Genomic DNA, 14,125 nt, shown 5'->3' with positions numbered 1-14,125 from the left:
GCCTCCGCCGGAATGACGAACCCTCAATAAATCAGCACTCCCCTATACTTTTTGAGGTGAATTCATGCTGGTTCTGATTACAGGGGCTGCGGGCTTCATTGGCTCAGCCCTCGCGTTGCGCATTCTGCAACGCGGCGATCGCGTCATAGGCATTGACAACCATAATGACTACTATGACCCCGCGCTCAAGGAGGCCCGCGTCGCGCGCCACCTGAACCATCAAAACTACACCCACCGGCGAATCGATATCGCAGATCGCGACGCCATGCTCGAACTCTTCGAGCACTACAAGCCACAACGCGTCGTTAATCTTGCGGCCCAGGCAGGCGTGCGCTACTCCATCGAAAACCCTTTTGCTTACATAGACAGCAACCTTGTCGGCTTCGGCAACATTCTTGAAGGCTGCCGTCGTACAGGCGTGGAACATCTGGTTTATGCCAGCAGTTCTAGTGTGTACGGCGCGAACACGACGATGCCTTTCTCTGTGCATCACAACGTAGACCACCCCCTGTCGCTCTACGCCGCCACCAAGAAGGCCAACGAACTGATGGCGCATACCTACAGCCATCTCTACGCTCTTCCAACGACCGGCCTGCGATTTTTCACCGTGTATGGACCGTGGGGGCGGCCCGACATGGCTCTTTTCAAATTCACGAAAGCCATGCTGGCTGGTGAAAAAATCCCCGTCTTCAATTATGGCAAGCACCGGCGGGACTTTACCTACATCGACGACATCGTTGAAGGAATCATCCGGGTCCTCGACCACCCCGCCGAACCCAAGTCCGACTGGTCCGGAGCAGCCCCCGACCCCGGAAGCAGCACGGCCCCCTGGCGGGTCTACAACATCGGAAACAGCCAGCCGGTAGAACTGATGGACTATATCGCCGCCCTGGAAAAGGCGATCGGAACGAAAGCGGCTATTGAAATGCTCCCCATGCAACCGGGCGATGTTCCAGATACCTATGCCGACGTTTCGGATCTTGCCGAGCAGTTTGGATACAAGCCGAGTACGCCTGTCGAACAAGGAATTTCCAACTTCGTCGAATGGTATTGCAGCTATTTCAAGAAGTGATTTTTGTCTGGTAAAAAATCGAGCGTCGAATTTGCGCGTGAATAGTGGTTTGCAGTCACGCACGCGATCGGCGAAGAGATGTCCGAGGCGGAATAAAGCCTGATCAGTCGAACAACCCCGGCTGCAGCGGCGCCAGGTTCTCGCGCTTAATGGTGAACCGCACCGCTTTTCCGCTGCGGCCGATGGCCTCGACGACCATACGCCCCGCGCACGCTTCCGCCACCACGCGCACGTTGTAGCCTTTACGCATGCGGCTGGCTCGACCGACATAGGTCGCGAGGATGCCGATTTCAGGAAGCCAGATGCGATTCTTTTTGGCCATGAGTTGGAAACTGTTGGTAACTCCGCGGGATGATAGCGATACGCCAATGGCACGACAAGAAAATCGTGGGTGAAGCGCAACGGAAACACTGAAATAGCGTCACCCCGGCGCAGGCCGGGGTCCAGTTCGTTGAACTTTCTGGATTCCGGCCTGCGCCGGAATGACGAATCTTCAATAAATCAGTAGGCCCCTAACCCAGTACGAAGCCGTTCTAGCCACGCCAAGGTTTCGTTCTCGACGATCGCACGCAATGCTGCTGACGAAAACGTGTGATCGGCGCCGGCAATGTCGCACCGGGTTACGTTCGGCGAAGCCAGCAGCCCTTCCCACGCCTTGTCGGCGCACGCGTAGTCGATGAACTCGCGGGCGGTGTAGTCCTGCCCGCTCAGGATCAACAGCGTCTGCCCGGAATACTGCCGCAGGCCTGTCGCCATCCTGTTCTGAAAAGAGACAGCATTGTCACTGCCTGCTTCCTGACCACCACGCGCTTTGGCAGCGTTACGCAGAAACTCCCGCAAAGAAGAACAGATACCGAGTTTGCCGCTAAGCAACTTCCGCCAGAACTCCGGCTGCATCAGGCGCTGCCCGTAATAGTGCTTGATATGCGTTTGCGCCAGGCTTGCCTCGGAACGCACCCAGGGATTGAGCAACACCGTGCCAGCAACCCGTTCGTCAGGGAAGCGTTGATTAATAGAAGGTTCGTCATTCCGGCGAAGGCCGGAATCCAGAAAATCCGAGGAACTGGACCCCGGCCTCCGCCGGGGTGACGAAGCGATCAGCGTTTCCTTTAGCGTATTCTGCAACGCCAGCAGAATCGCCGACGCCGCATCGCAGAGTCCCCAGAGCACGACCCGCTTGACCTGAGGATAGGCGCACACGAACGCATCGATGGCTCCCTGGATATCGTCGGACACACTCTCGAAATTGCGCATTTGCCCGGTGCTGTCGCCCATACCCCGGTAATCGAAGCGAAACACGGGATAGCCCGCCTCCGCAAGCCGGCGAGACAGCAACAGAAACTGGCGGTGGCTTCCAACGCGATACTGCGGCCCGCCGACAACCACCACGACGCCGCAGTCAAAAGCCTTCTCCGGTAGCGCGGCGATCCCGACCAGCGGCTCGCCGGCGACGGAAAACAGCAATGGCGTCTCGGAATAGTTCACGCCGCTTCCTTCATCGCCGCCAAGGACAGTTCCAGCAAGGCCGGACACTCCTCGATCTCCGTGGTCTGCCAGAACGCCGGGCCACAAACGGTATGCGCACGCACCTGATGCCCGGCCGCCAGCCACTTTTCGACACGCATTGCCGCGGCCGGAGACAGCGTCGCGTCCGGCTTGCCCGAAACCTCAAGCCACGCCACACGTAACGGCCTGGAGGGCAGCGCAAGTTCGGCACTCTCCAACCCGTTCGCCAGCGCAGAACCGAGCAGATACCCGGAAATCTCGACCGGTACGCCTTGGGCCAGCGCCTGGCGCATCTGTTCCATCAGCCCCTTGCCCTCGCCCGCGAGCATCTCGCCGGCGACCTTCAGGCGCAGGAACTGCTGCAGGAATTGTTTTCCGGACACGACCGGCTGCCAGAACAGCAGATTGACGGCGCCATCCAACCGCTTGGCCGCTTCACAGGCAAGCAGGCAACCCGTCCGCAGTCCCCACAACCACATCGGCATACCGGTCTGCTGGCGCAGCCAGTCACACGCCAAGACAACATCGCCGACCCAAGCCTCCCACGACGCGTCGCCGAAGTCGCCGGAACTGTCGCCGCAGCCGAGGAGGTCGATCTGCAGGACGAGATACCCTTCAGCCGCCATGGCTCGTGCCTGCAGCGCCGCCATCCGCCGGGATTTGTTCATCTCCTCGGCGAAGGGATGGACATAAACAACGGCGCCACGTAGCTGCACTCCCGCTTCCGGCCGATGCAGCAGACAAAACCGCTGCCCCAGCGAAGACGGCAGGAAGAACGCCTCGAGCGCCATCGTCAAAAGGGTCAGGCGGCCAGCTTGCCTTGCACGAAATCGACCAGCGTCCCCACCGTCGCAAACGCCGCGCCGTCGATTTCGTCATCCTCGACGAAGAAACCGAAACGCTCCTCCATCGAGGTAATCAGCGCCACCACGGCCATCGAATCGAGTTCGGGAATCGCCCCCAACAGCCCGGTTTCCAGCGTAAAGGATTGGCTGCGCCCCTTGAGACTGAGCACCTCGTCGAGAAGCGCCAAAACCTCGTTTTTGACATCCATGATTTCTCCTAGCCTGCCGCGAGACAGGTAACCGAATAATTTAAGGGCAGTGATTATACCGACACGAATGAGCTATGATGCCGGTATTTTTGCGTGACGACTTCCTCACCCAGAGCAATCGCATGAAGTACCTCTCCCTCCCCTTCAAGGGGAAGGTCGCGCAAGCGACGTTTGCGATTGGACGGGTTGGGGTGGGGATGGGGGACAAACAGCAGTTTGGAAAGCGAAATGGCTGCCAGAGGCCCCCATCCCCCTCCCAGCCCCCCTTGAAGGGCTACCGTATGCACACATCGCAAATGCTCCGTCATCCCGGCGAAGGCCGGGATCCAGTTGGTGCTCCGAAAACCTGGATTCCGGCCTTCGCCGGAATGACGGCGGGATTGTGTGCATGCTTTAGCCCTTGAAGGGGGAGGAGTAAATGCACGTGGCAATCATGCGATCGCCCTGCTTCCTCGCCTCAAGGCGGATCCCGGAGCACATTCCGCGTCACCGCCCCCGTGCGGTAGTAAATTTCGAAAGAAATAGGTCTATTTATAGATAGTTTCACAATCTCCGTAGAAAGTTTTGTATTAGAATTTTTTGCAACAACAGTTGATTTAATAGAACATTCCGTAACTTCTGTAGAGATATTCGAAAAATGACTCCCTTGGGCTATCAAGCCTTGATTGAACACTACGCGCTCAAGGTACCGCCCCTGTCTCAGACATACGTGCTGGCACCGCGAACAGGCGTAGTGAAGCACGTTGTTTCAGCAGATGGCACGGAACGTATTGAGATCCCACGTAATCGTTACGCAGAAAACCAAGGGCTTGTTGCTCAACTGACATTTGCCTTAAAACGGGAAAATCTCAACCTGACGGTACTCGCTGCTCTGTTTGAAATACCGGAGATTGCTCCCGTCCTCCAGAGTTGGCTCAACGACACGCCCACCTCCGCATACGCCAGGCTATCTGCCCATCTAGCCAAGTGGTTAACCGGCGCGACCTTTGAGTTCACCTTGCCGGCAGGAGCACCCCGGGTCCGCGTTCTGGATGCGAACAAGTATGTGACCGGGCCAGGCACAACTGACTCACAGTTTGGAGTGATCAACAACCTCTTGGGCACTCCAGCCTTCTGCCCGATGGTTAGATTGACCGATACGCTGAAGTCCCTGCTCGAAAAAGACCTTCGAGTCCGGGTTTCCGAGGCAATGACTGACTTGGACCCAGAGATGCTCGCACGCGCTATCGACTATCTATATCTCTCTGAAACCCGGTCGACATTTTCCATCGAGAAGGAAACACCCGATGCAGCGCGTGCAGAAAAATTCAGGCGACTCCTTGCATTGGCCGGCGAACCAGGGCAATTAACGGAAGAGCAAGTCTGCAATTGGCAAAACAGCATCATCTCTGAATATTTTGCGGAAGGCTCTTACCGGACCAGACAAAACTGGCTGTCTCGAAGCGGCCGATTACGCAATATCGCGGACTATATCCCCCCCTCTCCCGCGCAGGTCCGACCAATGATGGAGGGCGTTGCCAAGTTGGCACAATTGGGGGCGTCAAATCAGGTGGACCCTGCGATTGCAGGAACGTGCGCTGCATTCGGACTGGTTTATGTCCACCCGTTTCTTGATGGAAACGGGCGACTACACCGTTTCTTGCTGCACCATGTTTTGCGGCAAGCTGGCTACACCCCTGCAGGAGTTGTGCTCCCTTTGTCCGCGCGGATGCTTCGCTCGCTGGATGTATATTCCCGGCTTCTCAAATCCTATTCCCAGCCACGAACAGCGCTGCTCGACTACGTACTGGACGACGATAGCCAAACAATTCTCATCAAGTCCCCTCAACCTTCCTGGCTCTATGCTTCATTCGATGCAACAGCCTCGTGTGAATTCATCCTGTCTTGCATCGAACAATGTGTAGCAGAAGACCTTGCCCATGAAATTCGCTACCTCCAAGGCTACGACCAAGCAAAGGCCAGGCTGGAAGTCTGGCTGGATTTGCCCCAGTCTCGACTGAATCTTCTCATTCAACTTGTCATTCAAGGCCATGGAGAACTATCCCAACGGAAAAGGAAGCTTTTCCCGGAACTGCCCCCAGAACTCATTAGTCGAGCCGAAGCAATCATTGGAGATGAGTTTGAAGCCTACTTCTCCAAAGCGATCAACGCAGAAGCCCCCGAGAACGCGCATTGACGTCCTCGCCAACAGGCACGGAAAGCTTCGTCCAGCCCGGACTGGTTTGCGAAGCAGAAGCTGCCCCACAAAAACCGCGGAACAAATTCACAGCCCGGCGAATCTCTTTTGACTAGAATCATTCCTCGAGCCCGTCACGCAAGGACTACCAATGAGAATGGCTGATTCCTACCTGCTCCCCGACCTCATCGCCAACTCCGCAGCGCGTTTTCCCGACAACACCGCGCTCACCTACGGCAAGGAATCGCTCTCCTACGCGGAACTCCAGAGCACCGTACAAGGATTCGTCAACGGTGTCATCGGCCTCGGCCTGCAACGCGGCGAGCGCATCGCCATCTACCTGGAAAAGCGTTTCGAGACCGTCATCGCCAGCTTTGGCGCGCCGGCCGCCGGCTGCGTCTTCGTCCCGCTCAACCCGTTGCTCAAGCCCGAGCAGGTCGCCTACATCATGCGCGACTGCAACGTGCGGATGCTCGTCACCTCGCCGGAACGCTACGCCCTGCTGACAGAAAGCCTCGCCGCCTGCCACGACCTGCGGCACGTCGTCCTGCTCAACCACGATGCGTCGAAAACCGCCCCGGGCACGCACCCCGTCATCGGCTTGCAGGAACTCCTCGGCATGCCCGAACGGCGCGGCCATCGCGTCATAGACACCGACATGACCGCGATCCTCTACACCTCCGGCAGCACCGGCAAGCCAAAGGGCGTCGTTCTCTCGCACCGCAACATGGTCGCCGGCGGCAAGAGCGTCGCCAGCTACCTCGAAAACACCAGCGACGACACCCTGCTCGCCGCCCTGCCCCTGTCGTTCGACGCCGGCTTCAGCCAGCTGACCACCGCCTTCCACGTCGGCGCCCGTGTCGTCCTGCTCAACTACCTGCTGCCGCGCGACGTCCTCAAGGCGCTGGAACGCGAACGCGTCACCGGCCTGACCGCCGTGCCGCCGCTCTATATCCAGCTGGCCCAGCTCGACTGGCCGGCCGGCATCACCGAACACCTCCGCTACTTCGCCAACACTGGCGGCCGCATGCCGCGCGAAACCTTGGCGGCGCTGCGCGCCCGGATGCCGAAGACCAAGCCCTTCCTGATGTACGGCCTGACCGAAGCCTTCCGCTCGACCTTCCTGCCGCCGAGCGAGGTCGACAAGCGACCGGACTCGATCGGCAAGGCCATCCCCAACGCCGAAATCCTCGTTCTGCGCGAAGACGGCTCGCCCTGCGCCCCCAACGAACCCGGCGAACTCGTCCATCGCGGCGCCTTGGTGGGCATGGGCTACTGGAACGACCCCGAAAAAACCGCCGAACGCTACAAGCCCTTGCCGGCCAACACCCCCGGCCGCGAACCCGGCCTCGTCATCCCCGAACTGGCTGTCTATTCCGGCGACACCGTGCGCATGGACGACGAAGGCTTCCTGTACTTCATCGGCCGCCGCGACGAGATGATGAAAACCTCCGGCTACCGCGTCAGCCCGACCGAAGTCGAGGAAGTCCTCTACGCCACCAAACTGGTCGGCGAATGCGTCGCCTTCGGTGTCGACCACGACACGCTCGGCCAGTCGATCCAGGTCATCGCCACCCCGCCCGACGGCGGCGAACTCGACGTGCAGGCCCTCCTCGCTGAATGCCGCAACCGCATGCCCGCGTACATGGTCCCGCACGGCATCGACGTGCGAAATGGTCCGCTCCCGCGCAACCCGAACGGCAAGATCGACAGAAAGACATTGTCGACCGAATGGGTCGAAAACAAGCGCTAAGCGACCACCATGACGACAAAAACCACCGCCGCCCGGAACACCCCACCCACCTCCCCCCTGACAAGGGGGGATCGAGGGGGGTTAAACAACGGTTGTTTCACTCGACCAGCGCAGCCAACCCGTCCCAGTCGCCCCTTGTCAGACTACCGCATGCACACATCGCAAATGCTCCGTCATCCCGGCGAAGGCCGGGATCCAGTTTGTGCTCCGAAAACCTGGATTCCGGCCTTCGCCGGAATGACGACCGCGTTGTGCACATAGCGTAGCCTTTTCAGGGGAGGAGAGAACCGTCGGAATGCCAACGCCCACAGAAAATTTGCCATGACCACAAAAACCAAAACCAAGAGCCGTATTCTGGAAGCGGTGCACGAGACGGCAAACGACCTCCATCAAATTGGCTTCATCGACAAGCGCAAGATGGCCAAATTTGACGCGTTATGCCTTGTGCCAATTGAGCCCTCGCAAGACATTGAGCAGATGAACAATGAACCCCACTCCTGAGACATCGTCATACCGGCGAAGGCCGGTATCCAGTATCGGAGAACAACCGCCGGGGTGACGAGTTCATACTTGTTCGGGCCCCATCAATAATGTTGGTTGAAATACCCGGCAATTCGCCGTACATTGCAGAAAAGGAGGAAACATCATGCCGACGACCGCCTCAACCGCCCGCCTTGAAGCACGCATAAGCACCGAACTGCACACAATGCTCAAGCGAGCATCCGAACTGCAGGGGCGAACCATGACTGACTTTGTGGTTGCCGCTGTGCAGGATGCTGCACAACGAGCCATTGAACAAGCCGAAGTAATCCGCCTGAGCATTGCTGATCAAGAATGCTTTGCTCAGGCACTGATTGCTCCAGCGCCGCCGGCACCGGCTCTTGAGAGAGCGTTCGCGCGTCACCGCAAGCTCATCAAGGCACAATGAATAGCACGGCACCGTTCCAGGTCGTGCCGCTTGCCAGTGAGCATGACCGCTCGCAATTCAATTGTGGATCCGAGCCGCTGAATGTCTATTTTCACAAGCAGGTAACCCAGGACATTCGACGCCGGGTAACGGCTTGTTTTGTTGCCACCGCACCAGATCGGCGTGTTGCCGGTTATTACACCCTGGCATCGGCGAGTCTGCTGCTTTCCGACCTCCCTGAGCCTGTGCGCAAGAAGCTACCTCGCTATCCACTAATACCTGCCATACGCATGGGGCGCTTGGCCGTTGATCTGCATTTCAGGAATCAGGGCTTAGGCGGCGCATTGCTCGCCAACGCGTTGGCACGAACGCTCAAATCTGAGATTGCCGCCTACGCCTTGATTGTCGATGCAAAAAACGACGAATCCGTTTCCTTCTACCTTCATCACGGCATGACCGCCCTTCCCAATCAGCCAATGTCACTATTCCTGCCACTAGCGACAGCGAAAGACATCCTTGGCCCCCAGAAAAAACCATCCTGACCATTGAGTTGCCGCTTGGAAACCAACACCGCCCCATGACCATCCCCCGTCCCACCCACGCCCCCATGCCCCAGTTCCCCGTCGACAACGGCGAACTCCTGGTCGGCGGCATCCCGCTCACCCGCCTCGCGGCGCGCGTCGGGCAAACGCCCTTCTACGCCTACGACCGGCAACTGCTGAACCAACGCGTCGCAACCTTGCGCTCCACACTGCCGCCAACGGTAAAAATCCACTACGCCATGAAAGCCAACCCGATGCCGGCGCTCGTGGCGCACATGGCATCGCTGGTTGACGGCATCGACGTCGCCTCCGGCGGCGAACTGAAAGTCGCACTCGATGCCGGCGCCGATCCCCGCGAAGTGAGTTTCGCCGGCCCCGGCAAGAGCGAAATTGACCTGCGGCGGGCAGTCGCCGCCGGCATCCTGATCAACATCGAATCGTTCCGCGAAGTCGCCGAACTCGCCTGCATCACCGCCGAAACCGGCTACCCGGCCCGCGTCGCCGTGCGCGTCAATCCCGACTTCGAACTCAAGAGCTCCGGCATGAAGATGGGCGGCGGACCCAAGCAGTTCGGCGTCGATGCCGAGCAGGTTCCCGAATTGCTCCAGGCCATCGGCCGCGCCGGCCTCGCCTTCGAAGGCTTCCATCTCTTCGCCGGCGCGCAGAACCTCAAGGCCGAAGCGATCGTCGAAGCGCAACAAAAGAGCTACGAACTCGCCCGAACGCTGGCCGCACACGCGCCAGCCCCTGTCCTTACCCTCAACCTCGGCGGCGGATTCGGCATCCCCTACTTCCCCGGCGAACAACGGCTGGATCTCGCCCCCATCGCCGACAACCTCGCCACTCTCGCCGAACGGGCAAAAAGCGACTTCCCGCAGGCGGAACTGGTCATCGAACTCGGCCGCTATCTGGTGGGCGAAGCCGGCCTCTACGTGGCACGCATCATCGACAAAAAGGTTTCACGCGGACACGTCTATCTCGTCACCGACGGCGGCCTGCACCACCACCTCTCCGCCTCCGGCAACTTCGGCCAGGTCATCCGCAAGAACTACCCGGCCGCCATCGGCAACCGCATGGCGTCGACCGAAACCGAAACCGCCTCCGTCGTCGGCCCGCTGTGCACCCCGCTCGACCTGCTGGCCGACCGCATGGAACTCGCCAAGGCCGAGGTCGGCGACCTCGTGGTCATCTACCAATCCGGCGCCTACGGCTTCACCGCCAGCCCGCAAGGCTTTCTGAGCCATCCGGCGTGCGTTGAGGTGCTGGTTTAGCGGCCTCACTGATGAATCAAACAAACCTCTCAGGATCCGTCATTCCGGGCTTGACCCGGAATCCAGTGGTGCCTCCATGGATCCCGGCCTTCGCCGGGATGACGCGGCTATCCTCGTGTTTCGGTGTAACTGACTACTAGTGATGAGGCCCGAAGATGCATGAATTCGTCACCCCGGCGAAGGCCGGTGTCCAGTCGACGGTTGCTCTCCGATGCGGGATACCGGCTTTCGCCGGTATGACAGGGACTTTCTGTTTCATCGGACCGGAACACTAGCCCGTGCTGGAAATCGTCCGCTTCGATCCCACCCCCTGCGGCTATCCAAAGCCGCGGATTCCGGTGCTGCCGAAACGGCTGCAACTGACACTATTCGGCGAAGCAACACAGAGGTCTTCGTCATCCCGGCGAAGGCCGGGATCCAGTTCATCACCCTTTCTGGATTCCGGCCTACGCCGGAATGACGATTTCAGAAGCAACAACTTCCGCAGCTTCGCCCGCGGCCGCTACGCGCTCCGCGCGGCCTACGAACTGGCCGGCCTAAAAAGCGGAACCACGCTGCTCGCCCCCTCCTACCACTGCCTGACCATGCTGGACCCGGCCCTCCACCTCGGAGCCGACGTGCAGCTTTATCCTCTGAACCCGGATCTCTCGCCGAACATCGAACAGCTGGACACACTCCTCGGGGAATGCACCTCCCCCGTCAAGGCCTTGGTAGCGACCCACTTTTTCGGCATCCGACAGGATTTTTCAACGCTCGAACAGTGGTGCAATCAGCGCGACATCACGCTGATCGAAGACTGCTCCCATACGCTGTTCACAGAAGACTGTCAGGCGCCAGGAATCGGCCTTTTTGGCAGCCTTGTCACCGCCAGTCCGTACAAGTTCTTCCCTTGTGAAGACGGCGGCCTTCTCCACGTTTCCGATCCATCCTGCTTCAGCACGACCAAAGAAACACCGAAACATTCGTCACCCCGGCGAAGGCCGGGGTCCAGTTCGTTGAATTTTATGGATTCCGGCCTTCGCCGGAATGACAACTCTTCAATGGATCAGCACGTCCCGGATACGGTTGCGCCATCACTATCCGCAGAGCTCCGCGTTATCAAACATACTCTCGAGCATCACGCTGCAGCCCTGACTGACGCACCCGACGACCTTGACCGCCAACTGTCTACGCTGCTGCAGACACCCAACACACGGGCCACAACCGCACGACACCGCTACACGTCCCCGTCATCCTCCTTCTCGCCCAACCTGATCAATCAGTCAGCGTCGCGCATATCGCGCTGGCTGGTGCGCAAGACTGCGCCGGAATCCATCGCTGAAAAACGGCGGGCGAATTACTCCCGCTGGCTCGACGCCACACATAACCTGCCCAACGGCCACCCGCTCTACCCTCAGCTTCCAGACGATTGCGTCCCGTACATGTTTCCCCTGTACATCGACCATCCCGAACCGCATTTCGATCTGCTGAAGCGGCTGGGCTTCCCGGTCTGGCGGTGGGACGAAATGGCCGTTTCAGCCTGCCGCGTAGCAACCGACTACCGGCTGCATCTGCTTCACCTGCCTTGCCACCAGTCGCTTACCGAGGCCCAGATGGATTGGCTCGTCGCAGCAATCCGACAAGTCATGCAAACGCCAGCGGACGGAGAACGCTGATGCCCTGGCAACTGCATCCCGCCAAAACCGCCTTCCCTCGATTCGCCGGGGATTGGGATCGACTAAACGCAGAACTCTACGGCGGACACCCCTATTTCGACAGCCGTTTTGTCGGCGCGCTGCTGGAACATTTCGGCAACGGCAGCGAACAGCTGTGTCTGCACGTCGACCAAGGCACCATCACGGGCGCCCTCATCCTCGAACCGCGACGATGGGGGCGCTGGGCCTCCTTCCGCCCGGCGCAAGCGCAAGTCACCGCGCTCCTGCTTGCCGACGCCCGCCTCCTGAAAACCCTCTTTGGCGTTTTGCCAGGATTCGTCTGGAGCATCGAACTAATCGCGATCGATCCGCGCTTCTCGCCGAACCTGGCCACAGCGGAGATCGACGCCATTGCCTTCGAACAGGCCTACACCATCGGCGTGGCGGCGGAACTGCGATTCGAAGAGTACTGGAACGCCCGGCCGAAGAATCTCAAGGCGAACATTCGGCGTTATTTCAACCGTCTGGAAAAGGAATTCGCGCAACCCACATTGACCCGAGCCTGCGAATTCGATTCGATCAAGGACGGTGTCGCGCGCTTCGGCGCACTCGAATCCGCCGGCTGGAAGGGTGTTGCTGGCACGGCCATCTCGGCCGACAACGCTCAAGGCGCCTTCTACACCGACGTATTGCAACGCTTCGCAGCGACCGGCCAGGCAGCGATCTATCACCTGGAGGTTGACGGAAAGACGGTCGCTTCGCGGCTCATCATCGACTGCCCGGCGATGTCCGTCATCCTCAAGACGACCTACGATGAAGCGTTCGCACGGATCGCCCCGGGTCGAATTCAGCTCTATCGGCTCATCGAAGACCAACTGACGCACCGGCCGCAGCAAACGATCGAGTTCTACACTAACGCCACACGCGATCAGAAGGAATGGGCGACCTTCGGTTGCGCAATCGACAATATCCAGCTATTCAGAAATCCGGCAATCGCCGGAGGATTCATCGTCCTCAAGTCGTTACTCAACAAATTTCGGCAAAGCAGTTCCTCAAAAAACCTTCCGGATGGCCTGACCATCGGCTCACATCCGGACATTGCCGCGCTGCATGAGGCCGGTCTGATCGACAACAGCTTCTCGGCATCGGAGGACATCGACACCACGCCGGTCTGGTTCGACATCCTGCAAAACACGGTTTTTCCCGGCGATGAAGGTGTGCGTTACCACTACGCAACCGATGGCAAGGAAACCACCCTCTTGCCATTGCGCTTCTCGAAAGCCGGCCGGATCAGAACACTCGAATCGCTGGGAAATTTCTACACCGCGCTCTATGCCCCGCTGCAAACCGCGGGCAGCGACAAACACCTTCTCGGCCATCTGCTGGCCTCGACGATCAAGGAGCATGGCGGTGCGCACGTCATGCGATTTGCGCCGCTCGACTGCAACTCATCCGCCTATCAGCAGTTGCTCAACGAACTACGGGCCATCGGCTGGGTCCCGCTCACCTACCACTGTTTCGGCAACTGGTTCCTTGAGGTAAAGAACGGCTGGGAAGGCTATCTGCGCAGCCGCAGCGCCAACCTGCGCAGCACGATCAAGCGGCGAAACAAGGATTTCGCAGCGGCCGGCGGAACGCTGGAGGTCATCTCCGGCTCCGAAAACATCGAGCAAGCCATTGCAGCCTTCCAGGAGGTTTATTCGGCCAGTTGGAAGGTTCCCGAGCCCTACCCCGGCTTTGTCCCCACGCTGATCCGCCGAATGGCGGAAAAAGGCATGTTGCGCCTCGGCATTGCCCGCCTGGGAGACCAGGCCGTGGCGGCACAACTCTGGATCGTCGCCGGCAGGAAAGCCAGCATCTTCAAACTGGCCTACCATGAAAACTACGCCGACTACTCGCCCGGAACCATCCTGACCGCCCACCAGCTGCGCCACGTGATTGAACGTGACGGCGTCACCGAAGTCGATTTCCTCAAGGGAGACGACAAGTACAAAAAAGCCTGGATGAGCAACCGCCGTGAAAGACAGGGAATCATCGCATTCAACCCAACAACTCTGGTTGGGTTCACCATGCTCACCAGAGAGATTCTTGGTCGCGTAACAAAGCCGCTGAGAAGTTCCCGACACTTGGCCAACCTGCGACAGACGAAGCCAGATCATCACAAGGCTGACCGGTTTCAGGCAGGACACATCTCTCAGGAAGGATGACGT

General features: G+C 59.2%; 13 protein-coding genes. 9 read left to right on the top strand and 4 right to left on the bottom strand.

What is annotated here, in order from left to right; translation table 11 throughout:
• The first annotated feature begins 64 nt into the window (after positions 1-64).
• Complete coding sequence (locus BO74_RS01525) at positions 65-1,072, top strand: NAD-dependent epimerase (RefSeq protein ID WP_496439512.1); 1,008 nt, start codon at positions 65-67, stop codon at positions 1,070-1,072.
• A gap of 103 nt (positions 1,073-1,175) precedes the next feature.
• On the opposite strand, the gene BO74_RS01520 is transcribed toward BO74_RS01525, so the two are convergent.
• The 4 genes from BO74_RS01520 to BO74_RS01505 all read right to left on the bottom strand — a co-directional run bounded on the left by BO74_RS01520 (position 1,176) and on the right by BO74_RS01505 (position 3,632).
• Complete coding sequence (locus tag BO74_RS01520; RefSeq protein WP_496439510.1) at positions 1,176-1,394, bottom strand: hypothetical protein; 219 nt, start codon at positions 1,392-1,394, stop codon at positions 1,176-1,178.
• A gap of 179 nt (positions 1,395-1,573) precedes the next feature.
• Positions 1,574-2,557 (bottom strand): hydrolase 1, exosortase A system-associated, encoded by a 984-nt coding sequence (locus BO74_RS01515; protein ID WP_496439509.1) that lies wholly within the window; start codon positions 2,555-2,557, stop codon positions 1,574-1,576.
• Complete coding sequence (locus BO74_RS01510; RefSeq protein ID WP_496439507.1) at positions 2,554-3,369, bottom strand: hydrolase 2, exosortase A system-associated; 816 nt, start codon at positions 3,367-3,369, stop codon at positions 2,554-2,556. Before BO74_RS01510 ends, BO74_RS01515 begins: the two co-directional genes overlap by 4 nt.
• 11 nt (positions 3,370-3,380) lie before the next feature.
• Complete coding sequence (locus BO74_RS01505; protein WP_496439505.1) at positions 3,381-3,632, bottom strand: acyl carrier protein; 252 nt, start codon at positions 3,630-3,632, stop codon at positions 3,381-3,383.
• A gap of 637 nt (positions 3,633-4,269) precedes the next feature.
• Here BO74_RS01505 and BO74_RS01500 point away from each other — a divergent pair.
• The 8 genes from BO74_RS01500 to BO74_RS01465 all read left to right on the top strand — a co-directional run bounded on the left by BO74_RS01500 (position 4,270) and on the right by BO74_RS01465 (position 14,122).
• On the top strand, positions 4,270-5,808 hold the full coding sequence (locus tag BO74_RS01500; protein WP_496439503.1) for a Fic family protein: 1,539 nt from the start codon (positions 4,270-4,272) through the stop codon (positions 5,806-5,808).
• 157 nt (positions 5,809-5,965) lie between these two features.
• Positions 5,966-7,561 (top strand): acyl-CoA ligase (AMP-forming), exosortase A system-associated, encoded by a 1,596-nt coding sequence (locus BO74_RS01495; RefSeq protein WP_496439501.1) that lies wholly within the window; start codon positions 5,966-5,968, stop codon positions 7,559-7,561.
• 321 nt (positions 7,562-7,882) lie between these two features.
• Complete coding sequence (locus BO74_RS01490) at positions 7,883-8,062, top strand: hypothetical protein (protein WP_496439500.1); 180 nt, start codon at positions 7,883-7,885, stop codon at positions 8,060-8,062.
• A gap of 145 nt (positions 8,063-8,207) precedes the next feature.
• Positions 8,208-8,489 carry a type II toxin-antitoxin system TacA family antitoxin gene (locus BO74_RS01485; RefSeq protein ID WP_496439499.1) on the top strand — a complete coding sequence of 94 codons (282 nt, stop codon included), beginning with the start codon at positions 8,208-8,210 and terminating at the stop codon, positions 8,487-8,489.
• Positions 8,486-9,010, top strand: a complete 525-nt coding sequence (locus BO74_RS01480) for a GNAT family N-acetyltransferase (RefSeq protein WP_496439498.1) — start codon at positions 8,486-8,488, stop codon at positions 9,008-9,010. Before BO74_RS01485 ends, BO74_RS01480 begins: the two co-directional genes overlap by 4 nt.
• A 35-nt stretch (positions 9,011-9,045) precedes the next feature.
• Positions 9,046-10,281, top strand: a complete 1,236-nt coding sequence (locus BO74_RS01475; protein ID WP_496439497.1) for a pyridoxal-dependent decarboxylase, exosortase A system-associated — start codon at positions 9,046-9,048, stop codon at positions 10,279-10,281.
• Positions 10,282-10,559: 278 nt separating this feature from the next.
• A complete protein-coding gene (locus BO74_RS01470; RefSeq protein WP_496439496.1) occupies positions 10,560-11,936 on the top strand; it encodes a DegT/DnrJ/EryC1/StrS family aminotransferase in 1,377 nt (458 codons plus the stop codon).
• Positions 11,936-14,122, top strand: a complete 2,187-nt coding sequence (locus BO74_RS01465; protein WP_496439495.1) for a GNAT family N-acetyltransferase — start codon at positions 11,936-11,938, stop codon at positions 14,120-14,122. Before BO74_RS01470 ends, BO74_RS01465 begins: the two co-directional genes overlap by 1 nt.
• The last annotated feature ends 3 nt before the right edge of the window (positions 14,123-14,125 follow it).

It is taken from the genome of Propionivibrio pelophilus DSM 12018, assembly GCF_059569095.1.
The sequence above is the reverse complement of the archived record's forward strand: the minus strand, read 5'-3'. Positions and strand labels throughout refer to the sequence as shown.